This is a genomic window from Pseudomonas baetica (genome assembly GCF_002813455.1).
GTDB lineage: Bacteria > Pseudomonadota > Gammaproteobacteria > Pseudomonadales > Pseudomonadaceae > Aquipseudomonas > Aquipseudomonas baetica.
Window position 1 is genome coordinate 5,409,724 of the sequence record NZ_PHHE01000001.1, and the last position, 23,085, is coordinate 5,432,808.

A 23,085-nucleotide genomic window follows, 5' to 3' on the forward strand; every position below is an offset into this window, starting at 1 on the left:
ATCATTCCTGGCAGTTACGGTCATTGCTGTAGGGCGCGGTCTTACGGACAATCAACGCCACGTTCCCCGCTCATGGATTTGCCCGCATGTCGCAACCGATCTTTTTCGCCCACGCCAACGGTTTCCCTTCGGGCACCTATGGCAAGTTGTTCGCGGCGCTGGCGCCCGAGTACCGGGTTGCGCATCTGGAGCAGCATGCTCATGACCCGCGTTTCCCGGCAGATGACAATTGGTACCACCTCGTCGACGAGTTGATCCACCACCTGCAGCAACAGGATCAGCCGGTGTGGGGCGTCGGTCATTCTTTCGGCGGCGTCCTGCATTTGCACGCGGCGCTGCGTTGCCCTGAGCTGTATCGCGGCGTGGTGATGCTTGATTCGCCGGTGCTGACCAGGACCGATCAGTGGGTGATCCGCGCGGCCAAGCGCTTTGGTTTTATCGACAAACTGACACCGGCCGGGCGCACGTTGGGGCGGCGCGAAGAATTCGCCGATCTCGCCAGTGCACGCAGCTATTTCGCCGGCAAGACCTTGTTCCGTGGTTTCGATCCGGAGTGTTTCGACGCTTACCTGCAACACGGCTTGCACAAGGTCGGCGACAAGCTGCGCCTGCGCTTCGATCCGGCCACGGAAATCAGCATCTATCGCGGCGTGCCGCACACCAGCCCCGGGCGCACTCGTCAGTTGCAGGTGCCACTGGCGGTGGTGCGTGGGCACAAGAGCAACGTCGTCATGCGCCATCACACCCGTTTCGTCTCGCGTCTCGCCCAGGGCGAAGCGCTGAGCATGCCCGGTGGCCACATGTTTCCTTTTGAGCGGCCGCAAGACACTGCGCGGTTGCTGAAGAATCTGTTTAACCGTTGGGAAAGTCGCCAGGACAAGGATTGCGCATGAGTCAGACCGTCGAAGAAGTGCGCCTGAGCCTGCCGCATATCGAGTTGGCCGCGCATTTGTTCGGCCCCGAGGACGGCTTGCCGGTGATCGCGCTGCATGGCTGGCTCGACAACGCCAACAGCTTTGCCCGTTTGGCGCCGAAGCTCAAAGGCCTGCGCATCGTTGCGCTGGACATGGCCGGGCACGGGCATTCCGGGCATCGGCCGAATGGCGCCGGGTATGCACTGTGGGACTATGCCCATGACGTGCTGCAAGTCGCCGAGCAACTGGGCTGGAAGCGTTTCGGCCTGCTCGGGCATTCGATGGGGGCCATTGTTTCGCTGGTACTGGCAGGCTCCTTGCCGGATCGCGTCACGCATCTGGCGCTGATCGACGGTGTAATTCCTCCTACAGATAAAGGCGAAAATGCTGCCGAACGCATGGGCATGGCCCTGCAAGCGCAACTGGATCTACGCGAGAAGCGTAAACCGGTCTACAGCACCCTCGACCGTGCCATCGAAGCGCGAATGAAAGGTCTGGTGGCGGTCAGTCGAGAGGCCGCAGAACTGTTGGCTCAGCGCGGCTTGATGCCGGTGCCCGGTGGTTACACTTGGCGCACTGATAATCGCCTGACCCTGCCATCGCCCTTGCGCCTGACCCAGGAGCAGGCGATGGCCTTCGTCCAGCGCATCGAATGCCCGGCGCAACTGGTGGTCGCGGCCGACGGCATGCTGGCCAAACATCCGGAGCTGCTGGAGCGTCTACCCTTTAGCCGGGAACAGCTGCCCGGCGGGCACCATTTGCACCTTAACGACGAGGCTGGTGCCGACCTTGTCGCAGACTGTTTCAATCGCTTCTTCGCCATTCCTTGACTTGCTGCGGGCAACTGTCGAGGCTGGGCGGGTTGAAATGGGAGACAACCACGATGGATTTCTATACCGCTGCAACCCCGAATAGCCAAGTCATGCCGATCCGATGAGCCTGACTATGCGCTCATTCAGTCTGCTGGCGCTGTGCTGTTTCAGTTCCGTTTCGTTCGCCGCCGATGTGCCGGGCAGTCAGGATCTGCAGATCGTGCCGCGCCTGGCCGATGCGCAAATCGTCGACTATCGCCCGCCCGTGGAGCTGGAGCGAATCTACCCGTTGGGTTCGATTCGCAAGATCAGCGGCCAGTTGCGCTTCGATAGCCAGGTCACGGCCCGTGGCCAGACCACGTCGGTGACTTACGAGTTGCCACCCGAACACTCCGCCACCGAAGCGTTTACTGCCGCCCGCGAAGCCCTGCAAAAGCAGGACGCCGAGTTGCTGTTCTGGTGTCAGGCCCGTGACTGCGGCGAAAGCAGCCTGTGGGCCAACGAGGTGTTCGGTAATGCCAAGTTGTACGGCGCCGACGAGCAACAGGCCTATCTGTTGCTGAGATTGGCCGCGCCGAAGGACAACACACTGGTGGCGCTCTACAGCATCACGCGCGGCAATCGAAAAGCCTATCTGCATGTCGAGCAGTTCGAGGCAGGGGCGCCGCTGGGCAATTTGCTGCCGACCTCCGCGACCCTGTTGCGCCAGCTTAAAAGCACCGGTGAACTCGACTTCCCCAAACTCGTCAATGATCCGGATGACACTTGGCTACGGCTGATTTCCCGTGGCTTGAACCTCGATACCACGCAGCGCGTGACGCTGTCCGGGCCGAAAGCCGAGGCCTGGCGCCAGGCATTGATCAATCAGGGCGTGCGGGCGGCGCGGATGGAAACCGGCAGTGTCGACGGCGTTGGCCTGCGCATCGATCTGTTGCGATAAGCTCTGGCAGGCGAACATGCGCGGCATGTTCGCCTACTCTTTGCCTGACTGACCTTTTCGAGACCTTACATGCTCAATAACGATCGACTGCTGGTGCAGATTCTGCTGCTGGTGCTGTTTGGTGCCAGCCTGTGGGTGATGGCGCCGTTCTGGTCGGCGCTGTTCTGGGGGGCGGTACTGGCGTTTGCCAGTTGGCCGTTGATGCGCCTTCTGACCCGCCTGCTCAATGGTCGCGAATCGCTGGCTGCGGCGATTCTGACCTTGGGCTGGATGTTGTTGGTGGCGGCGCCGCTGGTCTGGCTGGGGTTCAACCTCGCCGATCATGTGCGCGATGCTACGGCGTTCATCAAGGATGTGCAGGTCGATGGTTTGCCCGAGGCGCCGACGTGGTTAGGTGGGCTGCCGTTTGTAGGTGAACGGCTGGTCGGGATCTGGAACAGCATCGATCAACAGGGCGCGGCGTTGATGGTGTCGATCAAGCCTTATCTGGGGCAGGTCGGTAACTGGCTGTTGGCGCGCAGTGCGCAAATCGGCGGCGGGATTCTCGAGCTGACGTTGAGCATCGTTTTTGTATTCTTTTTCTACCGCGACGGGCCGCGTCTGGCGGCGTTCGTGCATGGTTTGCTGGAACGTTTGATCGGTGATCGCGCTGGCTATTACATCGATCTGGTGGCCGGCACGGTGCAGCGGGTGGTCAACGGGGTGATTGGCACGGCGGCGGCGCAGGCGGTTCTGGCGTTGATCGGCTTTTTGATTGCCGGGGTGCCGGGGGCGCTGGTGTTGGGGATTGTGACGTTTCTGCTGAGTCTGATTCCGATGGGGCCACCGCTGGTCTGGGTACCGGCCACGGCCTGGCTGGCGTGGAAGGGTGAGTACGGGATGGCGGTGTTTCTCGGGATCTGGGGGACGTTCATCATCAGTGGCGTGGATAACGTGCTCAAGCCTTATCTGATCAGTCGCGGCGGGAATCTGCCGTTGGTGATTGTGTTGCTTGGGGTGTTTGGCGGGTTGATTGCGTTTGGGTTTATCGGGTTGTTTATCGGGCCTACGCTGTTGGCTGTTGCCTATAGTTTGTTGACGGATTGGAGTAAGAGTCAGGCTCGGGTTTAGGTGTTTGGTTGCGATTTTTTTTGGGTGAATATCCGTTGCTGCGGTGTTGCTGATTAGGGTTCCGCCCTGACGGCGGGTCACTTTTGACAAACGCCCGGAATGCCGGCCCAGCCAAAAGTAACCAAAAGGGCTTTACCCTGACGTACGGCCCTCGCTTAGGCTCGGGTTCCTTCGCTGCGGGATTGATCCGGGCGCATCGCCTCCGGTTTGCTGCGCTGCACCTCCTCTCGATGTGTTTGGCTTCGCCAAACGGTCGCTGCGCTCCCACCCCCGGATCACTCCCTCCACTCAGCCTTCCGACGGGCGCTCTAAGATCAAAAGCGGTACTCGAGCTTGCGCTCATTGTGTTGAGTGGGGCGGCATGCGCCGCGTGCGGGGTGTAGTCATTTTCTTGTGGGAGCTGGCTTGCCAGCGATGGCGGCCTGACAGCCAACCAGTTTCTGGCGGGTGTACTCAATCCCTGTGGGAGCTGGCTTGCCAGCGATGGCGGCCTGACAGCCGACCAGTTTCTGGCGGGTGTACTCGATCCATGTGGGAGCTGGCTTGCCAGCGATGGCGGCCTGACAGCCGACCAAGCTCTGGCCGGTGAACTCGATCCCTGTGGGAGCGGGCTTGCTCGCGAAGGCGGCCTGACAGCCAACCAAGCTCTGGCGGGTGAACTCGATCCCTGTGGGAGCTGGCTTGCCAGCGATGGCGGCCTGACAGCCAACCAAGCTCTGGCGGGTGAACTCAATCCCTGTGGGAGCGGGCTTGCTCGCGAAGGCGGCCTGACAGCCGACCAAGCTCTGGCGGGTGAACTCGATCCCTGTGGGAGCGGGCTTGCTCGCGAAGGCGGCCTGCCAGCCGACCAATATCTAACAGATGTAATCAACCCACCTGTAGGAGCTGCCGAAGGCTGCGATCTTTTGATCTGCTTGGCTTTGGCTTTGGCTTTGGCTTTTGATCTTGCTCTTCAGGCCCATCGGAAGGCCGAGCGAAGGTGTTCATCCGGGGGTAGGCGCGTAGCGCCGTGCGGCGAAGCCGCATACATCGAGAGGAGGTGCAGCGAAGCAAACCGTAGGCGATGCCCCCGGATGGACACCGTAGCGAGGGAACACTGAGCCTCAGCGAAGTGCCGTACGTCAGGGTAAAGCCTTTTGGGTTACCTTTTCGGCGTTTGGAAAAGGTGACCCGCCGTCAGGGCGGAACCCTAAGCAGCCGTTACCGCAGCAACGGATATGCCCCCAACCCCACACCCACCCCCACCCCCATGCAAGAACCGCCCAACGCCACGATCCGTTGATCTTGCTATTGATTCAAAAAGCAAAATCAAAAGATCGCAGCCTCGTTTCACTCGACAGCCAGTAGGCGAGTTACGTAGCGACGTTGAGGTACTTGCCCACCGGCGCAGCATTATCCAGCGAGTACTGCTTGCTCAAGTTGGCAATCATGCGGTTCAACGCTTCGGAGCGGGTCTGTGCGCTGGCAGTCTGTTCTTGCTCAGGACGTTCACGCCCCGCCTGCAGAGCCGCTTTCAATTCATCGCTGCTGACGCCACCGCTGCTGTCGCTGTCGAGAACCTTGAGCAACGCGGCGCTGGTGTCGGTGCTGGTCGTCGAGGTGCTGTCGCTGGCCTGCAAGGCGCTGCTCGGTTCTGTCGCCGTAACGCTGCCGTCACCATCGGCATCGAGCTGGCTGAACAGCTCGTCGCTGTTCACTTGTGGCGGCGGTGGTGGTGGCGGGGTCAGGCTGGCGGTGAGTTCGTCCTGGCTGACGGTGCCGTCCTTGTTCTTGTCCAGGGCCGAGAAGATTTGGTTGCTGTCGGCGGTGCTGCCGGCACTGGTCAGGCCAGTGCTCAGTTCGTCGCTGCTGATGGCGCCGTCGCCGTCGCTGTCGAGTGCGCTGATCAGGGCGTTGGCCAGTTCCGTGTCGGGCGCCTGGTCGTGCGGCGGGGGTGGTGGGGGCGCCATGGCGGTCATTTCTTCGGCGCTGAGGTTGCCGCTGCCGTCGCTGTCCAGGTCGCCGAACTGTTTGCTCAGGTTGACCAGCAGGCCGTCGTCGGACTTTTGTGACAGGGCGCTATTCAGTTCGTCCTGATCCACCGCGCCGTCGCCGTTGCTGTCGAGTTTGGCGAACAGGTCTTTTTGCAGTTGCTGGCTGCGGGCGTTTTGCGTGGAGGTGCTGCTGGTGCTGGTATAGCTCGTGTAGTTGCTGACGCTACCGATCATCGGGCTCACTCCTCGGACTGGAAAGCCGGTGGGTGTACCGGCTTATGCAGCCTCAAGGGGCAAGTTGTCGTGGGTATGTGGGGTTTGTACCGGCTGGTACACACGAGAACAATGCTGAACCCCTGTGGGAGCGAGCCTGCTCGCGAAGAGGCCGGAACATACAACAGAGATGCTGGATCAACTGACGCCTTCGCGAGCAGGCTCGCTCCCACAGGGTTTTGTGTGTTTCTCAGGGGCGAGGCAGGCGGATGACTGCGGTGAGGCCACCACCTGGGGTTTCTTCCAGGTTCAGTTGTCCACCCAAACGCTGCGCCGCTTCCCGGGCAATGGTCATGCCCAGACCGACGCCGCCGGAGTTGCGGTTGCGCGAGCCTTCCAGGCGATAAAACGGTTCAAACACCGCCTCGCGTTTGTCCTCGGCAATCCCCGGCCCATGGTCGATCACGCGGATCAGCAGTTGCTCGCGCTGATCCAGCAATTCGATGCGCGCCTGGCCGGCATAGCGCAGGGCGTTGTCCATCAGGTTGTTGATGCATGATCGCAGCGCCATCGGCTGCACCTGCATCGGTGTGCAATGACCGCTGACTTGTGCGTCCGCGCCTTGATCCTGAGCGTTTTCGCACAATGACTCGACCAGCGCCTGCACGTCCATCAGTTGCAAGGCTTCGCTGGTGCGTTGCTCGTGCAGGTAGGTGAGGGTGGCGTCGAGCATGGCGATCATGTCGTTGAGATCCTGACGCATCTGGCTTTGTAATTTGTCGTCGTTGATGTTTTCCAGGCGCAGTTTCAATCGTGACAGCGGCGTGCGCAGGTCGTGGGAGACGGCGCCGAGCATGCGTGCGCGCTGCTGCACTTGCTCGCGAATGCGTTGTTGCATCAGGTTGAAGGTGTGCGCCGCTTGCCGTGCTTCCCGGGGGCCGGATTCGTCGAGCGGTGGGCTGTCGAGGTCTTCACTGAGGCGTTCGGCGGCGTCGCTCAGGCGCTGGATCGGGCGACTGAGCAGCTTGGCGCCATACCACGCGGCGATCATCAGCGTGATGAACTGAAAGGTCAGCGGCACGACCGGTCCGCCAAACCATGGACGAGGGGGGCGGGGCGGGTAGCGCGGATCCTGTGGCGGTCGTTGCCCCTCGGCGTTTTGCGAAAATTCCGGAGGCGGTGGTGGCGGTGGCGGGCCGTAGAGATGAAACCAGGTAAAAGCCAGCAGGTGCGCCAGGACGATCGCCACGAACAGCACGCCAAACAGGCGACCGAACAGCGTGTCAAAGCGCGCCCGCATTAGCCGATGTCCCTGGCGTCGAACAGGTAACCCTCACCGCGTACGGTTTTGATCAACTGCGGGGCCTTTGGATCGTCGCCGAGTTTCTGCCTCAGGCGTGACACCAGCAGGTCGATGCTGCGATCGAACGCTTCGATCGAGCGACCGCGGGCGGCGTCGAGCAATTGTTCGCGGCTGAGCACCCGGCGCGGGCGTTCGATAAACACCCAAAGCAGACGGAATTCGGCGTTGGACAGCGGCACCACGAGGCCATCGTCGGCGATCAGCTGACGCAAAACGCTGTTCAGGCGCCAGTTGTCGAAGCGAATGTTCGCCCGTTGCTCGGTACGGTCATCACGGACGCGGCGCAGAATGGTCTGGATCCGTGCCACCAGTTCGCGCGGTTCAAACGGTTTGGCCATGTAGTCATCGGCGCCCCGTTCCAGACCGATGATGCGGTCGGTGGGCTCGCAGCGGGCGGTGAGCATCAGGATCGGGATGTCCGATTCGGCGCGCAGCCAGCGGCAGAGCGACAGGCCGTCTTCGCCGGGCAGCATCAAATCCAGCACCACCACATCGAAATGCTCGGCCTGCATTGCCTGACGCATGGCCGCGCCGTCGGTAACGCCGCTGGCGTGAATATTGAAGCGAGCGAGGTAATCGATCATCAGCTCGCGGATCGGCACGTCATCATCGACGATCAGGGCGCGGATGCTCCAGCGCTTGTCGTCTTTTGGCTCATCATTCACGGTGGTTTGGGTGTTGTGCATGGGGCTGTTCATCTGCCATTAGGCCGCCAACCACAAAGATGGGCTGCGAGGTGGTGGTTTCAGCATAGGCGTCCGGCGGTGAGGCGGGAAGTGCTGATGTAAGGACGTGTTGCGGCTGGCGAGGGTAGCCGGGGCGCTTGTTGGCGGCGTGTCCGCTGTGTATCGAGTTCGACACAATAGCCGCGAGCGCTATGCTGATCACGGCCGGAGCGACGATTTACCGATCATCGGGTGCCGCGCCGTCGCCGGTTCCGCTACAATGCGCGCCGATTTCGACCTGCCTGAGAGCCCATTCATGTCCGCCTGCCAGACTCCTATCATCGTCGCCCTGGATTTTCCCACCCGTGACGCCGCACTGAAGCTGGCCGACCAGTTGGACCCGAAACTGTGCCGGGTCAAAGTGGGCAAGGAACTGTTCACCAGTTGCGCCGCCGAAATTGTCGGCACCCTGCGTGACAAGGGTTTTGAAGTGTTCCTCGACCTGAAATTCCACGACATCCCCAACACCACCGCGATGGCCGTCAAAGCCGCCGCCGAGATGGGCGTGTGGATGGTCAACGTGCATTGCTCCGGTGGCCTGCGCATGATGGCGGCCTGCCGTGAAGAGCTGGACAAGCGCAGCGGCCCGCAACCGTTGCTGATCGGCGTGACTGTGCTGACCAGCATGGAGCGAGAAGACCTGGCCGGTATCGGTCTGGATATCGAGCCGCAGGAGCAAGTGCTGCGTCTGGCTGCACTGGCCGAGAAAGCCGGGATGGACGGGCTGGTGTGCTCGGCGCTGGAAGCTCAGGCGCTGAAAACCGCGCATCCGTCGCTGCAACTGGTGACCCCGGGGATTCGCCCGGCGGGCAGCGCGCAGGACGATCAGCGCCGCATTCTGACCCCGCGTCAGGCGCTGGATGCCGGCTCCGATTATCTGGTGATTGGCCGTCCGATCAGCCAGGCGGCGGACCCGGCCAAGGCGCTGGCCTCGGTAGTCGCTGAAATCGCCTAAGCAACGCTGAAGATCCAAATGTGGGAGCGGGCTTGCTCGCGAATGCGGTTGGTCATTCAACATTAATGTCGACTGATCCAGCGTATTCGCGAGCAAGCCCGCTCCCACATTGGTTTTGCGGTGGCTTTAGATCTTCAACACCAACTTGCCAAAGTTCTCACCGTTGAACAGTTTCATCAGCGTCTCCGGGAACGTCTCCAGCCCCTCGACAATATCTTCCTTGCTCTTGAGCTGACCCTTGGCCATCCACCCGGCCATTTCCTGCGCGGCACTCGCGTACTGCGCGGCATAGTCCATCACCACAAACCCTTCCATTCGCGCGCGATTGACCAGCAGCGACAGGTAGTTGGCCGGGCCTTTGACCGCTTCCTTGTTGTTGTACTGGCTGATCGCGCCGCAGATCACCACTCGCGCTTTCGGCGCCAAGCGACTCAGCACGGCGTCGAGGATGTCACCGCCGACGTTATCGAAATACACGTCCACGCCTTTCGGGCATTCGCGCTTTAGCCCGGCCAGCACGTCTTCGTTTTTGTAGTCGATGGCGCCGTCGAAGCCCAGTTCATCAATGAGGTATTTGCTCTTGTCGGCACCACCGGCAATGCCGATCACGCGGCAGCCTTTGATCTTGGCGATCTGCCCGGCAATGCTGCCCACCGCCCCCGCTGCGCCGGACAGCACCACGGTGTCGCCAGCCTTCGGCGCGCCGACTTCAAGCAAAGCGAAGTACGCGGTCATGCCGGTCATGCCCAGCGCGGACAAATACACTGGCAACGGCGCCAGTTTCGGATCGACTTTGTAGAAACCTCTGGGCTCGCCAAGGAAATAATCCTGCACGCCAATGGCTCCGTTGACGTAGTCCCCGACCGCAAACCCCGGATTGTTCGAAGCAACGACTTTGCCTACGCCCAGGGCACGCATGACTTCGCCGATGCCGACCGGCGGGATGTAGGACTTGCCCTCATTCATCCAGCCACGCATGGCCGGGTCGAGGGACAGGTATTCGTTCTTCACCAGAATCTGTCCCGCGGCCGGTTCGCCCACCGGCACTTCCTGATAAGTGAAAGTCTCGCGGGTCGCGGCGCCCACCGGGCGTTTGGCGAGCAGGAACTGGCGGTTGGTCTGGTTGGTCATGGCCTGCACTCGAGCTGAAATGAAGCCTTGTTGATAGACCTTCAGCGGCGATGTCGCAAGGTCGGCTGATGCGGCGAATGCATACCGATCCAGTGCAGTGATAGTCACCGGCACGGGTTTATCACTGCAACGCATGGGCGCATAAACAGCCTTTTGATAGTGCTGACGTACAGCTGGCCGCTGTGGCTATGCTGCAAATATCCAGTCTCGCCCCTGCATCTATCCCGTTCGAGGACATAACAATGAGCATGACGTTTTCCGGTCAGGTTGCCGTAGTCACCGGAGCCGCCAACGGCATCGGCCGCGCGACCGCCCAGGCATTCGCCGCCGAAGGTTTGAAAGTGGTGGTGGCCGATCTGGACGCTGCCGGGGGCGAGGGTACGGTGGCGCTGATTCGTACAGCCGGCGGCGAAGCGACGTTCGTGCGCTGTAACGTCACCGTCGAAAGCGAAGTGAAAAATCTGATGGACGAGGTCATCAATACCTACGGCCGTCTCGACTACGCCTTCAACAACGCCGGAATCGAAATCGAGAAGGGCAAACTGGCCGAGGGCTCGATGGATGAGTTCGACGCCATCATGGGCGTCAACGTAAAAGGCGTCTGGCTGTGCATGAAGTATCAGTTGCCGCTGTTGCTTGCCCAAGGTGGCGGGGCTATCGTCAACACCGCGTCTGTGGCTGGGCTCGGGGCGGCGCCGAAGATGAGTATTTACGCAGCGTCGAAACACGCGGTGATCGGTCTGACCAAGTCGGCAGCCATCGAGTACGCGAAAAAGAAAATTCGCGTCAATGCAGTGTGCCCGGCGGTGATCGACACGGACATGTTTCGCCGCGCTTATGAGGCCGATCCGAAGAAGGGTGAGTTTGCCAACGCGATGCATCCGGTCGGGCGCATCGGTACGGTCGAGGAAATTGCCAGTGCAGTGCTGTACCTGTGCAGCGACGGTGCGGCGTTCACCACCGGTCATTCACTGGCGGTAGATGGTGGCGTTACCGCGTTCTGAAGCGCATCGCTGAAACAAGCCCGCATTCCTGCGGGCTTTTTTGTGTCTCACGCTCAGTTCCGTGATCCGTTAAACAATGTGTATCAAATGGTTAGAACAGTCGCTTTTGGCGGCGTTGTCGCACAGCCTGTGCGGCGCGGCTGTGATTTACTGCCGCCAGCAAAACGGACAGGAGTTTGCGAGCTCATGGAATTGAGAATTGACCGACAGGCAATGGTGCCGGTCGTGCAGCAGATCGTTGACGGAATGATCGACTGGATCTCGCGAAGTCGGGTGCCGCCGTCCACACGTTTGCCCTCGGTGCGGCAAATTGCGCGGTCCAATCTGCTCAGCCAGTCATGTGTCGTTGAAGCCTGTGAGCGCCTTGTGGCGCAAGGCATTCTGGCCTCCGGTCAGGGCTTGGGGTTCAGGGTGGCAGCGGCGCCCGGGAGGGTCGCCGGCAGCGGCGACTCGGTGACGTTGCAATACGCTCAGGCGACTTGCGCCGCGCTGTGCGGGCGGGGGGGCAGGTTGCCGCTGGGCGGCGGAGGCCTGCCCGAAAACTGGCGCGAATCCGATGACCTGAGCTACGCGATCCGCCAGGTGGCCCGCACCGACATGGCCAGTCTGTTCAACTACAGCACGCCATTAGGGTTGCCGGCGCTACGCGAGCAGATCGTCAAACGACTCAGACTCGTCGGAATCGACGCCTGCGACAGTCAGGTGCTGACCACGAGTGGCGCCAGTCACGCGCTCGATCTGATTGTGCGCACGCTGTTCAAGGCTGGCGATTGTGCGGTGGTCGAGAGCCCCGGATACGCCCCCCTGTTCGATCTTTTGCGCCTGCACGGCGTACGCTTGCTCGAAGTTCGACGCACACCGAACGGGCCGGATACCGATGGGCTGCGGGTGTTGCTGCAGCAGTGCCGGCCGGTCGCCATGTTCATCAACAGCCATCATCAGAACCCTACAGGCACTTGCCTGAGCTCCGCCGTCGCGCAACAGGTGTTGCAGCTGTGCGCGGCCCATGATGTGCGCGTGATCGAAGACGATGTCTACGCCGATTTGCACAATGGCAACGGTACACGGCTGGCGGCACTCGACGAACGGGTGATCTACGTCGGCAGTTTCTCGAAAACCCTGAGCAGTTCCTTGCGAGTCGGTTTCGTGCTGGCCGATTCAGCGCTGATAGACCGGCTTACCCAGGTCAAGTTGATTTCCAGCATGGGCGCTTCGGGATTCAGTGAGGCGGTGCTCGCCAGTCTTCTGGCCAGCGGCGCCTATCGCAAACTGGTGCAACGTCAGCGTCAACGTCTGAACGCCGATCGAGCCGCTGCACTGCAGGCGCTGGAGGACGCCGAATGGGAAGTATTCGGCAAACCGATGGGGGGCTTGTTCATCTGGGCGCGTTCACCGTTGACCGACCCCGTTCGTCTGCGTGTACAGGCGCAGGCTAACGGCGTTGAACTGGCAACCCCGGGTGTCTTCAGTCCCGCTGGTGAAGCCAGTGAGTGGCAGCGTATCAATGTGGCTTATGCCTGTGATCCAAGAGCTAGGCAGTTTTTTCGCAAGACCGGTGCGGATCGACCTCGAGTGTTCTGAAAACGACGCGTGCGTAGCTTTTTGCCATTATTCCGACGCCAGAGACTTGTGCTGGCGGATGGCCGTTGCGAATCTGCGTTGACAGACTATGGCAGGGGACTACGCGCAATGATTTCGGCCGTGCAAGGACGTTTTGCCAACCTCGGTATGGCGAAAAAACTGGGTGTCGGGTTTGTCCTGGTGCTGCTGTTGACTGCGCTGGTGGCAGGCATGGGTGTCTGGTCTCTGCAAACCATCAGTCAACGCTTCGACGGGCTCAAGCAAATGTCCTCGCTCAACAGTGCACTGCTCAAAGTGCGGCTGCTGGAGCAGGACTACGCCTTGCACAGTGAGCCGAAAACCGCCGATGCCTTGCACGAAGGCATTGCTGCTCTGGTTGCGCAGGCTGAGCAACTCAAGGCGCAATCGCCGGCCAACGTGCCGGTGATGAACGATGTCGAGGCGTCGTTGGGAGCCTATCGAAAAGCCTTCGATGAGTTCGTCTCGTTGACTCAGGCCAAGGAACTGGCGCTGGAGATGGCCAGTTGGTCGGTCTCCAGTGTGGCCAACAACCTTGACGTGTTGCAGGCCGGGCTGGCCGATGATGGTGCGTACACCTTGAAGGACAGCGAGGGTAAGGACGGCGCGCAGTTCATCGAGCAGGCCAGCCAGGTCAGCCAGGTGTCGAGACTGATGCTGCAAGCGATGAACGAGGCGCGTATTCGTCTGGATCAAAGCCGCAAGGGCGATGCCGACAGTGCCGGCAAGGGCAACATCGAACAGGCCGCGCAAGCCCGGGAGCAGGCCGAGGCACTGAAATCCACGGTCAAGGACGAGGGGTATCTGACGGTACTCAACGAAGTCTCCGGGCATATCGTCGGTTTCAACGAGAAACTCGCCGAGTACACCGCGCTGCTGGCGCAGGAAAAAACGGTCTACGAGCAATTGCGCCAGCGTGCCGCGCAAGTGGTGAATCGGGTCGATCAGGCTTACGTCGTCGAAGACGCGACCATGCAGGAGGAGCTGAAAAAGAACTCGATGTTGATTGTTGGCTCCTCAGCGCTGGCGCTATTGGTCGGGTTGATCGCAGCGTGGGTGATCACTCGGCTGATCGTCGCACCATTGCGCAGTGTGATTGATGTCGCGCAGCGGATTGCCGCCGGTGATTTGAGTGCCACCGTGGAGGTGACTCGGCGTGACGAGATTGGCCAACTGATGTTGGCAATGCAGCAGATGGGAGCGGGGCTGCGCACGATTGTCAGTGGCTTGCAGGCCGGGATTGAGCAACTGGCCAGTTCGGCGCAATCGCTGTCGGCGGTGACCGAGCAGACCAACCTTGAAGTGAGCAGTCAGAAGGAGGAAACCGAGCAGGTCGCCACGGCGATGAACCAGATGACGGCCACCGTCCACGATGTTGCGCGCAATGCCGAAGAGGCGGCTCAGGCGGCACAGACCGCCGACGACAAGGTTGAGGGTGGTCAGCAGGTGGTGCGCCAGAGCATGGCGCGCATTGAACAGCTTGCGGATTCAGCGACGTCTGCCAGTTCCAGCATCGAAAGCCTCAGTGCCGAAATTCAGAATATCGGCACGGTGTTGGGGGTGATCAAGAGCGTGGCCGAGCAGACTAATCTCTTGGCGTTGAATGCGGCGATTGAGGCGGCGCGGGCCGGGGAGCAGGGCAGGGGATTTGCGGTGGTGGCCGATGAGGTTCGCGCGCTGGCCCGGCGCACGCAGCAATCGACCGAGGAAATCGAGCGGCTGGTCAGTGCATTGCGGGCGGCAGCGCATTCATCGGTGCAGCAGATTCAGAGCAGTGGTGAGTTGGTGAAGCTGGCGGTGAGTGATGCGCTGCAGACCGAGAGTGCGCTGGGTAGTATTGCGGCGGCGGTTTCGTTGATTCAGCAGATGAATCAGCAGATTGCGGCGGCGGCCGAGGAGCAGAGTTCGGTGGCGGAGGAGATCAATCGCAGTGTGACGAGCATTCGCGCGAGTGCGGATCAGTCGTCGATTGCGATGCACGGGAATGCGGCTTCCAGTGTTGAACTGGCGCAGTTGGGGAGTGAGTTGCGTGGGATGGTTGGGCATTTTCGGCTTTGACGCTTTGGCTTGGCGGCCTTTGGGCCGACCATGCTTGGGGTGTTTTTTGTGAATATCCGTTGCTGCGGGTGTTGCTGATTAGGGTTCCGCCCTGACGGCGGGTCACCTTTTCCAGACGCCGAAAAGGTAACCCAAAAGGCTTTACCCTGACGTACGGCCCTCGCCGTGGCTCGGGTTCCTTCGCTGCGGGATTGATCCGGGGGCATCGCCTCCGGTTTGCTGCGCTGCACCTCCTCTCGATGTGTTTGGCTGCGCCAAACGGTCGCTGCGCTCCCACCCCCGGATCAACCCCTCCACTCAGCCTGCCGATGGGCGCTCTAAGATCAAAAGCGGTACTCGAGCTTGCGCTCATTGTGTTGAGTGGGGCGGACTTCGCCGCGTGGGGAGGTACTTGTCTCCTCTGTAGGAGCTGCCGCAGGCTGCGATCTTTTGATCTTGCTTTGCCCTTGTGTGGGAGCTGGCTTGCCAGCGATGGCGGCCTGACAGCCGACCGTTCTGGTGCGGGGGTACTCGGTTAAAACTGTGTGCGACCTTGCTCGCGAAGGCGATCTTTCAAACAACCCGCCCACAAAAAAGCCACCTCTCGGTGGCTCCTCTTTCAACATTTGCGATCAGTCGTAGATCACTTTTTTCTTCCACTCGGCATCTGCATCGACTTCTTTGAGCCCCGTCGTCAGTTGGTTCTCTTCACCTTCGACCGGCGCGATCTTGTCCATGACTTGAGCGTTGGCACGGGCCAGCAGTTTTTCCAGGTATTGCAGTTGTTCGGAGTAGATCTGCGGGTCCTGTTGTTTGCGCAGGTATTGCACGCCGCGTTCGAAGGCGAGGCGGGCCTGGCCGGGCTGGTTTTGTTGCAGGGACTGTTGGCCCAGGTTGTTGAAGAACTCGATGTGCAGCAGCACCAGGATGTGGCGGACTTCGCGGATCCACTGTTTGGCTTCGTTTGGCGGCAGGAAACCATCGTGGGCGGCGCGGGTGATCTGGCCGTGGAGGGCTTCGAGCAGGAAGCGCACGTCTTTGGCTTTGGCCTCGGTCAGGATCGGTGCGGGCGGGTTGTTGACCGGGATCGATTCGCCTTGGGCAACCAGCGCGCTCAGTTCGGTAATGCGTGCTTTCGTCGTCGCACTGGTTTTTTCCAGATTCAGCAGGCGCTGACAGACGTTCAGTTCCAGGCGGGTCAGCAGCAGCTTGAGTGCCGGGGTCATGAACTGGCCGGGGAAGGTCTCCGTCAGTTCGCCGCAGCGGCGCAGGCGGTCGTTGAGTTCGACCTTGGTACGGATCTTCTCTACCTTGTTGTTTTCCACCACATGGTTCATGTAGCCAATGGCGATCAGAATTGCGATCCCGGCTACGACTAGCAGGGTGATCATGAGTGGTGTCACCGGTAAGACCTCTTTATAGGGTTCGCATGCGAGTGTAGTGGCTTGGCATATAAGCGCCTAGCGCCGCTCGACGAGTTGGAACGGCGGGTTCAATCTGTATCGGCCAAGCGCTGCTTATATGAATGCTGGCGCATGATGTGCAGATTGCCACCACTGTGTTGTGGACTATAACGTCTTGGCGAGTGTCGGAATATAGGCGTCAAACCCCAAGCGACGGAAAAGCCTGCGCCGTCCCTTAAAGCAGGTCGAAGTCATTGATTTAAATAAATTTATATCAGGGGGTTGACGACCTCTCAATCCATCCATAGAATGCGCGCCACTTGCAGCGTAAAGCACACAGCGAAGCGCGGCAGGCAGTGAATGTTGTAGTGTGTCCCCTTCGTCTAGTGGCCTAGGACACCGCCCTTTCACGGCGGTAACAGGGGTTCGAGTCCCCTAGGGGACGCCATTGCGGGAATAGCTCAGTTGGTAGAGCACGACCTTGCCAAGGTCGGGGTCGCGAGTTCGAGTCTCGTTTCCCGCTCCAATTTTAAACAATATTGCTTTCGGGCAGTGTTGAGTGAAACCAGAACCAAGTTTTCGGATGCGGATCTGGACACCGAAACACACACCATGTGTTCCGGGTAGCGTGTCCCCTTCGTCTAGTGGCCTAGGACACCGCCCTTTCACGGCGGTAACAGGGGTTCGAGTCCCCTAGGGGACGCCATTTGCGGGAATAGCTCAGTTGGTAGAGCACGACCTTGCCAAGGTCGGGGTCGCGAGTTCGAGTCTCGTTTCCCGCTCCAAATTCAAAAACGCCGCTCGGTAAGAGCGGCGTTTTTATTTTAGTGAAAGTTGTAGCCTGTCCCCTTCGTCTAGTGGCCTAGGACACCGCCCTTTCACGGCGGTAACAGGGGTTCGAGTCCCCTAGGGGACGCCATTGCGGGAATAGCTCAGTTGGTAGAGCACGACCTTGCCAAGGTCGGGGTCGCGAGTTCGAGTCTCGTTTCCCGCTCCAAATTAAAAAAACGCCGCTCAGTGATGAGCGGCGTTTTTGTTTGTGCGTGATTTGTGCGCGAAAAAGAACCTTCGGGTCTTTATCTGTATTTGCACCGCGATGGACCCACTCAATAGTGGGTCCGGGTAAAGGTCAGAGTTTCGGCAGTTGCCCGACACGCCCCATCATTTCTGTCACGATCTGCAAGTCCAGCAGGAACTGGTCAACGGTCTTGAACTCACCATCAGTGTGGCCGGTGTATTTCACTTCAGGTCGGGCCAGGCCGAACTGCACACCGTTCGGCAGTTCATGAACGGAGGTGGCGCCGGCAGAGGTGCCGAACTCGTGTTTCATGCCCAGGTTCTCAGTGGCCACCGCCAGCAGTGCTTTGACCCATTCGCCTTCAGGATTGCGATACATCGGTTCGGCGATCGAGTAGGTGAAGTCCACGGCAACTTGGCTCTTTTTGCTCCATGCCGCTAGCTTGTCGGCGATTTCCTTCTTTAGTACTTCCGGGGATTTACCCTTTGGAACGCGCAGGTTGACGGCCAGTTTGAACGCCTTGTCGTCCATGCCAACGTAGGTCAGCGAAGTGGTCAGCGGGCCCATGAATGAGTCCGAAAACCCCACGCCGAGCTTTTTGCCCAGATAATCCAGACCCCAGTTGTCGGCGGCATAGCGGGCTGCATCGGTGAACTGGTTGTGCTTGAGTGCGACTTTGCCGTCGAGACTGTCAATGAAACTCAGCATCCGGGCGACCGGGTTGACGCCGGACTCGGGTTCCGAGGAGTGAGCGGAAACCCCGGTAACGGTGAGTTTGACATCGTTGCCATCGACCTTGGCCGCTACCTGGAAGTCGCCACCGTTGTGTTTGGCGAACTCATTACCGGCCTTTTGCAGGCTCGCGGCCAGTTCGGCAGGGGTGTCGGTGACCAGTGTGGCCACCGAAACGGACGGGATCTGATTGGTTGCCAGTCCGCCGGTCATCGAAGTGATTTCCGCGCCTTTGCCTTCCCCTTTGCGCTTGGGAAAGTTCGCCATGACGGTGCCGTAGCCCTTCTCGGCAATGACCACCGGGTAGCCGCCATCCAGCGCCATGTTGTAGTTCGGCGTCGGATTGTGTTCGAAGTAGTAAGGAATCGCGTCGCCGCTGGTTTCTTCGGTGGTGTCCACCAGCAGTTTGAAATTGCGCGCCAGCGGCAGTTGCTCTTCCTTGATCACCTTCATGGCATACAGCGCGACGACGATGCCATTCTTGTCGTCTTCGGTGCCGCGGCCATACATGCGATCACCGATCAGGGTGACCTTGAAGGGATCAAGTTTGGTGCCGTCTTTGAGCACCCAGTTTTCCGGGGTGACTGGCACTACGTCGGCATGGGCGTGAATGCCCACGACCTCGTCACCGCTGCCGTCCAGAGAAATTTCATAGACGCGGTTGTCGACGTTACGGAATTTGAGATTGAAGGATTCGGCCAGGTTCTTGATCTTTTCAGCGATCTTGATGAACTCGGGATTGTCATGCTGGGCTACGCCTTCTTTCTGGAAGGTCGGGATTTCCACCAGTTCGCGCAGGGTTTCGAGGGCCGCTTTGCCGTACTTGATCCGGGTATAGAGGCCCAGCAGGCGATTGATTTCGTTCTGCTGTTCGGAGGTCAGGGTTTTGTTTTCGAGAAAAGCGTTGATCGCCGGGGCGAGATTGTCGGTTTTGCTCAACTCGCTTTTGCCTACAGCGCCGAGAAACTGATGGAAATCAGTGACCGTCGCATCGTTGAAGGTCTTGAGGATAGCGGCACTTTGCTGTGCGGTGATATTGGCTTGGGCGGGCAGGGCAATTGCTGAAAGACTGGCCAAAACCAAACTGGCAGCGGCGAGACGCTTGAGAGAAAAATCCATTGCGATGGGCATTCCTTTGCAGGCAGTTGAGTGGGAAGTGTTTGAAAGTTGAAACAAATCTTTTCCAAGCTAACACCGCGAAGGTGTTTAAGGGGAGCCCCTGAAGTGCGATGCGTCGCACAGAAACGCAAAAGCGGCGCACAAATGAAAAAGGCCCGATCGGTGCAACTGACCGATCGGGCCTTTTGTCTGGGGGTTACATCGACAGCACCAGCCTGCCGGCAAACAGAATCAAAATCACGCCCATGCTGCGCTCGAACCAGTGGCCCATGCGCATAAACAGGACTCGAACGCGGTTGCTGGAGAAAAACAATGCAACGACCACGAACCACAGCGCATTCACCAGACACATCCATAAACCGTACAGCGCCTGAATCTGCAAGGGCGTGGTCGCGCTGATGATCGTGGTGAAGATCGCCAGGAAAAACAGCGTGGCTTTGGGGTTGGTGGCATTCGTCAGAAAACCGGTGCTGAAAGCCTTGAACAGTGATTGCTCGATCACCGGCTCATCAGCCGCTTTTTCGCCTCCAAGTGTGGTTTTGGGTTTGCTGCGAATCAGGCTGATGCCCAGATAAAGAATATAAGCACCACCCACCACCTTGGCCACTGTCAACAACCAGGGTGTGGTGTGCATCAAGGCGCCAACGCCGAGCAACGTGTAGAGAACATGCACGGAAATCCCCGCGCCGATACCCAGTGCCGTGCAGATCCCGATGAGCCTGCCAAAACGCACGCTCTGGCGGATGGTGACGGCGAAATCCGGGCCGGGAGCGACCACCGCCAGAAAGTGGATAGTGGCGAGCGCCAGAAATTCGCCCAGGTAATTCGATAGCATCTCAGCTCCAGAAGGTCAGGGGTGAAGCATTGCCGCGATAGCCGACAAAGAAGGAAAGGCTCAGGCGCGGATCGGCCACACCGGGGGTTACCGAGTGCATGCAGCGCGAATTGAACATGATGAAATCGCCGGGTTTGGGCCGTACTTCGAGGGTTGGCGGGCCGAGCAAGGCTGGGTCGATGCCATAGCTGTCGCCGCGCATCTCGTCGAACTGATCTGGCGTAATGTCCTCGTCCCACATCTGCAACGCGCCCCCCTCAGTTGGCATGTTGAGGTACACGTTGCAGGCAAATTGCGCTTCGAGACTGCGGGCCTGAAAGCTCTCCGGGGCGTCCTTGGCGAAAATGTCGTGGTGGGCGAGGAAGCACACGCCGGGTTTCACCACGCGCGACAGACCGACATACATTTTGCGACCGTAGAGGTTTTCCAGATGCGCGCCGGCCGGCCACGATTCATCGAGCATGCAGCGCAGCGTGTCGACTGGCGAGGAGTAGGGCGCGCAGCGATTGCGCAGTTCGGCGATGTTGCTGGTGGCGCGTTCGAAGTAATCCTCTATCAGCAGCGGCTGGTTTTCTGCCTCGTAAAACGCCATGCCGATGCGACCGATACTCGGTGCATTGATGTAATCCTCAAAGCCTGGAGCGAGAATCTTGTCGCCAATCTGGATCGCCAGCGGTTCGGGCAAAAAGCCTTTGACGCGAATGGCGAGGACTTCTTCGTTGGCCAGTTTTTTTATGCACGTCTCATCGAGACGCTCGACGTCTAGCATCATTTTTTTAGGTCCATCTATCGATAGTCAACGGAACCGGCGAATGCGGTTCCCCGGCGCCGGACGCTGCCTGAGGCGGCGTCCGAAATGCTCAAGCCACGCTGTAGTGGACGGACAACGTGCCCTTCTTCTGTGAAAGGGACGCGATCGTGACGGTGCCCAGATCCTTCAGGCTGCGTACATGGGTGCCACCACAGCCATAGGCCGGCAGTTCACCGAAACCGACTTCCCGCGCACCTTCGCGCAGAGAAATCAGGCGTGGCAGGTCGTGCTTGATCCACTGCTCGACACCGTGTTGAACGGTTTGCGCGTCGATCTCTTGAGCGCCGTCGCCCGGTTTGAATTGCACCCGGCCTTCGTCTGGCCAGTGGTGTGCCTTGATCGGTGTCCAGCCCATGGCCTGAACAAAATGCCCGATCAGATGCCCGGCCGAATGCATACGGGTATTGAAGCCGCGGCGTTGTTCATCGACCCGAATCATGGTCATGCCAGGTTTTACCGGTCGGTCGACGTAATGCACGATCCGCTCCGGTTCCTGTACCACTCGCAGTACCTGGCTTTCGCCGATCCAGCCGGTATCGCACGGTTGGCCGCCACCTTGCGGATGGAACAGGGTGGCGCGCAGCACTACCGCAAACTCGTTCTCGTGGGGCGTGCAGTCGAGGACTTCCACATTGGCCTTGAGATCATCACTATGGAAAAAGAGGCGAAGCGTCATATTCCATGTCCTTATTAAAGTTTCTGTTTTTATTATATGAATCGTGTAATAACGTGATAATCCGCTCAAACATCAAAGGACTTGTGCGCTGTGAGCATAAATCTTCCGTTACCACTGCTCGGCGAAATGGCGATTTTCGTCAAGGTCGTGGAGACCGGCAGCTTCTCCGAGGCAGCGCGCCAACTCGGTTCGTCGCCGTCCGCCGTCAGTCGTAGCATTTCGCGACTGGAAAAGGCTCTGGCCACGCGATTACTGCAGCGCACCACGCGCAAGTTGCGCCTCAGTGATGGTGGCGAAGAGGTGTTCAAGCGCTGCCAGGAGATGGTCAGCGCCGCCAAGTCAGTGATGGAAATCAGTGGTCAATTCACCCATGAAGCCGAGGGTCTGGTGCGGGTCAGCGTGCCGAAGGCGGTGGGGCGTTTCGTCATTCATCCGCACATGCCCGAGTTTCTGCGGCGTTATCCCAAGGTAGATGTGGAGTTGCTGCTGGAAGATCGGCAGGTCGATCTGATCGACGATCATGTTGACCTCGCGATTCGCATCACTGATCGGCCGCCAGCCGGACTGGTCGGGCGGCAACTGCTGACCATCGATCATTTGCTCTGCGCCACCCCGCAATATCTGGCCGAGCACGGCACGCCGACCCATCCCCACGACTTGCTCAATCACAGCTGCATTTATCTGGGCGAAACCCCGAGCGACGCGCGCTGGAAATTCAAGAAAGGCACACAAGCGGTGACGGTGGGTGTGCGTGGTCGCTATGCCGCCAACCACACCGGGGTGCGGTTGGGCGCGGTGTTGCAGCACATCGGCATTGGCAGCCTGCCTTATTTCACCGCACGTTATGCACTGGAGCAGAAGTTGGTGGTGCAGGTGCTGCCGGACTGGACTTTCCTGGCTTCCTACCACGGCGGCCTGTGGCTGCTGCATTCGCCGACGCGCTACCTGCCGCCCAAGCTGCGGGTGTTTATCGATTATCTGGTGGAGTGTCTGCAGAAAGAGCCGACCCTCGGCAAACCGGGGAAGGCCGGTAGCGCCAGTAACGCTGCGATGGCATACGAGCTGCCGGAGAGCGAGGGATTGTTGTAGCGCAAAAGCAAAAGATCGCAGCCTTCGGCAGCTCCTACAGGAGAATACGTTGCTATGTAGGAGCTGCCGAAGGCTGCGATCTTTTGATCTTAAAAAAGGCCCGCATGAACAGTCATGCAGGCCTTTTTAATGGCTGGACGAAAATCAGTGCTTGCTGTCCTGAGCGGACATCGCCAGCAGCTGTTTTTCCTGATTCCAGTCGAACGGTTCATCGTTCTGTTCAGCTTCAAAACGACGTTCTTCCAGCGCCTGATACAGGTCGATTTCTTCATCGGCCAGGTAGTGCAGGCAGTCGCCAGCGAAGAACCACAGCAGATCCCGCGGGATCAAGTGGGCAATTTGCGGGTAACGGGTAATCACTTGAGTCAGGATGTCCTGGCCCAGGTATTGGCTTTCGATCGGATCGATAGGTAATGACGCCAGCAGTTCGTCGAAGCGCTCCAGGAACAAGGCATAGCTTTCTTCGGGAACCTGTTCGGCCTCACCTACGGCGACCAGGATACTGCGCAGGTGGTCGAGCAATACAAGATGATCGGCAACGACGTTGGACACGAGATAAGTCCTCAAGAGCAAAACGGGCGCGGGAGTATAAAGCTCCTGCACCCATTTTTCACAAATAAACAGCT

General features: G+C 59.6%; 20 protein-coding genes, 6 tRNA genes and 1 pseudogene. 16 read left to right on the forward strand and 11 right to left on the reverse strand.

Going from position 1 to position 23,085, the window contains the following annotated elements; all coding sequences use genetic code 11:
* Window positions 1-86: 86 nt before the first annotated feature.
* The 4 genes from ATI02_RS25000 (at window position 87) to ATI02_RS25015 (ending at window position 3,776) form a co-directional block, all read left to right on the forward strand.
* Entirely contained in the window at window positions 87-893 is an 807-nt protein-coding gene (locus ATI02_RS25000) for an alpha/beta fold hydrolase (protein ID WP_100847668.1), read from the forward strand.
* Window positions 890-1,744 carry an alpha/beta hydrolase gene (locus ATI02_RS25005; RefSeq protein WP_095188629.1) on the forward strand — a complete coding sequence of 285 codons (855 nt, stop codon included), beginning with the start codon at window positions 890-892 and terminating at the stop codon, window positions 1,742-1,744. Before ATI02_RS25000 ends, ATI02_RS25005 begins: the two co-directional genes overlap by 4 nt.
* A 115-nt stretch (window positions 1,745-1,859) precedes the next feature.
* Window positions 1,860-2,666 carry a DUF4892 domain-containing protein gene (locus ATI02_RS25010; RefSeq protein ID WP_095188628.1) on the forward strand — a complete coding sequence of 269 codons (807 nt, stop codon included), beginning with the start codon at window positions 1,860-1,862 and terminating at the stop codon, window positions 2,664-2,666.
* A gap of 69 nt (window positions 2,667-2,735) precedes the next feature.
* A complete protein-coding gene (locus tag ATI02_RS25015) occupies window positions 2,736-3,776 on the forward strand; it encodes an AI-2E family transporter (RefSeq protein ID WP_095188627.1) in 1,041 nt (346 codons plus the stop codon).
* A gap of 383 nt (window positions 3,777-4,159) precedes the next feature.
* Here the strand turns inward: ATI02_RS25015 and ATI02_RS25020 are convergent, their stop codons facing one another.
* The 4 genes from ATI02_RS25020 to ATI02_RS25040 form a co-directional block, all read right to left on the reverse strand.
* Window positions 4,160-4,627 (reverse strand): hypothetical protein, encoded by a 468-nt coding sequence (locus tag ATI02_RS25020; RefSeq protein ID WP_100847669.1) that lies wholly within the window; start codon window positions 4,625-4,627, stop codon window positions 4,160-4,162.
* Between the two features lie 501 nt (window positions 4,628-5,128).
* Complete coding sequence (gene xopAW, locus ATI02_RS25025; protein WP_100847670.1) at window positions 5,129-5,983, reverse strand: XopAW family type III secretion system calcium-binding effector; 855 nt, start codon at window positions 5,981-5,983, stop codon at window positions 5,129-5,131.
* Between the two features lie 229 nt (window positions 5,984-6,212).
* Window positions 6,213-7,262 (reverse strand): sensor histidine kinase, encoded by a 1,050-nt coding sequence (locus tag ATI02_RS25035; RefSeq protein ID WP_100847672.1) that lies wholly within the window; start codon window positions 7,260-7,262, stop codon window positions 6,213-6,215.
* Entirely contained in the window at window positions 7,262-8,011 is a 750-nt protein-coding gene (locus tag ATI02_RS25040) for a response regulator (RefSeq protein ID WP_100847673.1), read from the reverse strand. Before ATI02_RS25040 ends, ATI02_RS25035 begins: the two co-directional genes overlap by 1 nt.
* Window positions 8,012-8,306: 295 nt before the next feature.
* Between ATI02_RS25040 and pyrF the strand changes: the two genes are divergently transcribed.
* Window positions 8,307-9,005, forward strand: a complete 699-nt coding sequence (gene pyrF / locus ATI02_RS25045) for an orotidine-5'-phosphate decarboxylase (protein WP_167394893.1) — start codon at window positions 8,307-8,309, stop codon at window positions 9,003-9,005.
* 126 nt (window positions 9,006-9,131) lie between these two features.
* Here the strand turns inward: pyrF and ATI02_RS25050 are convergent, their stop codons facing one another.
* The gene (locus ATI02_RS25050; protein ID WP_095188663.1) at window positions 9,132-10,136 is read right to left on the reverse strand and encodes an NADP-dependent oxidoreductase; all 1,005 of its coding nucleotides are present in this window, start codon (window positions 10,134-10,136) and stop codon (window positions 9,132-9,134) included.
* A gap of 242 nt (window positions 10,137-10,378) precedes the next feature.
* Here ATI02_RS25050 and ATI02_RS25055 point away from each other — a divergent pair, with 242 nt between their 5' ends.
* From ATI02_RS25055 to ATI02_RS33395, 4 genes and pseudogenes are all read left to right on the forward strand, one after another.
* Window positions 10,379-11,140 carry an SDR family oxidoreductase gene (locus ATI02_RS25055; RefSeq protein WP_095188621.1) on the forward strand — a complete coding sequence of 254 codons (762 nt, stop codon included), beginning with the start codon at window positions 10,379-10,381 and terminating at the stop codon, window positions 11,138-11,140.
* A gap of 186 nt (window positions 11,141-11,326) precedes the next feature.
* Complete coding sequence (locus ATI02_RS25060) at window positions 11,327-12,721, forward strand: aminotransferase-like domain-containing protein (protein WP_100847674.1); 1,395 nt, start codon at window positions 11,327-11,329, stop codon at window positions 12,719-12,721.
* A gap of 1,017 nt (window positions 12,722-13,738) precedes the next feature.
* Window positions 13,739-13,939, forward strand: a pseudogene (locus tag ATI02_RS33390) (HAMP domain-containing protein); the annotation flags it as partial.
* A complete protein-coding gene (locus ATI02_RS33395; protein ID WP_374730003.1) occupies window positions 13,934-14,797 on the forward strand; it encodes a methyl-accepting chemotaxis protein in 864 nt (287 codons plus the stop codon). The pseudogene ATI02_RS33390 and the gene ATI02_RS33395, both read left to right, overlap by 6 nt.
* A gap of 611 nt (window positions 14,798-15,408) precedes the next feature.
* On the opposite strand, the gene ATI02_RS25070 is transcribed toward ATI02_RS33395, so the two are convergent.
* Window positions 15,409-16,167, reverse strand: coding sequence for a hypothetical protein (locus ATI02_RS25070; RefSeq protein WP_170947233.1), 759 nt, complete (start codon window positions 16,165-16,167; stop codon window positions 15,409-15,411).
* A 384-nt stretch (window positions 16,168-16,551) separates the two neighbouring features.
* Here ATI02_RS25070 and ATI02_RS25075 point away from each other — a divergent pair.
* The 6 genes from ATI02_RS25075 (at window position 16,552) to ATI02_RS25100 (ending at window position 17,176) form a co-directional block, all read left to right on the forward strand.
* A tRNA-Glu gene (locus ATI02_RS25075) sits at window positions 16,552-16,627 on the forward strand.
* Between the two features lie 2 nt (window positions 16,628-16,629).
* Window positions 16,630-16,705 (forward strand) — tRNA-Gly (locus tag ATI02_RS25080).
* Between the two features lie 104 nt (window positions 16,706-16,809).
* Window positions 16,810-16,885 (forward strand) — tRNA-Glu (locus tag ATI02_RS25085).
* A 3-nt stretch (window positions 16,886-16,888) separates the two neighbouring features.
* Window positions 16,889-16,964 (forward strand) — tRNA-Gly (locus tag ATI02_RS25090).
* A 58-nt stretch (window positions 16,965-17,022) separates the two neighbouring features.
* Window positions 17,023-17,098: transfer RNA gene (locus ATI02_RS25095), tRNA-Glu, on the forward strand.
* A gap of 2 nt (window positions 17,099-17,100) precedes the next feature.
* Window positions 17,101-17,176, forward strand: a tRNA-Gly gene (locus ATI02_RS25100).
* Window positions 17,177-17,308: 132 nt separating this feature from the next.
* On the opposite strand, the gene ATI02_RS25105 is transcribed toward ATI02_RS25100, so the two are convergent.
* From ATI02_RS25105 to ATI02_RS25120, 4 genes are all read right to left on the reverse strand, one after another.
* Window positions 17,309-19,048, reverse strand: a complete 1,740-nt coding sequence (locus tag ATI02_RS25105) for a dipeptidase (protein WP_100847676.1) — start codon at window positions 19,046-19,048, stop codon at window positions 17,309-17,311.
* 196 nt (window positions 19,049-19,244) lie between these two features.
* Window positions 19,245-19,883, reverse strand: a complete 639-nt coding sequence (locus ATI02_RS25110; protein WP_100847677.1) for a LysE family translocator — start codon at window positions 19,881-19,883, stop codon at window positions 19,245-19,247.
* A gap of 1 nt (window position 19,884) precedes the next feature.
* On the reverse strand, window positions 19,885-20,655 hold the full coding sequence (locus tag ATI02_RS25115; RefSeq protein ID WP_100847678.1) for a 2OG-Fe(II) oxygenase: 771 nt from the start codon (window positions 20,653-20,655) through the stop codon (window positions 19,885-19,887).
* Window positions 20,656-20,743: 88 nt separating this feature from the next.
* Window positions 20,744-21,370, reverse strand: a complete 627-nt coding sequence (locus ATI02_RS25120) for an alanyl-tRNA editing protein (protein ID WP_095188614.1) — start codon at window positions 21,368-21,370, stop codon at window positions 20,744-20,746.
* Between the two features lie 90 nt (window positions 21,371-21,460).
* Here ATI02_RS25120 and ATI02_RS25125 point away from each other — a divergent pair, with 90 nt between their 5' ends.
* Entirely contained in the window at window positions 21,461-22,459 is a 999-nt protein-coding gene (locus ATI02_RS25125; RefSeq protein WP_095188613.1) for a LysR family transcriptional regulator, read from the forward strand.
* Between the two features lie 144 nt (window positions 22,460-22,603).
* On the opposite strand, the gene ATI02_RS25130 is transcribed toward ATI02_RS25125, so the two are convergent.
* On the reverse strand, window positions 22,604-23,011 hold the full coding sequence (locus ATI02_RS25130; RefSeq protein ID WP_100847679.1) for a PA2817 family protein: 408 nt from the start codon (window positions 23,009-23,011) through the stop codon (window positions 22,604-22,606).
* Between the last annotated feature and the right edge of the window lie 74 nt (window positions 23,012-23,085).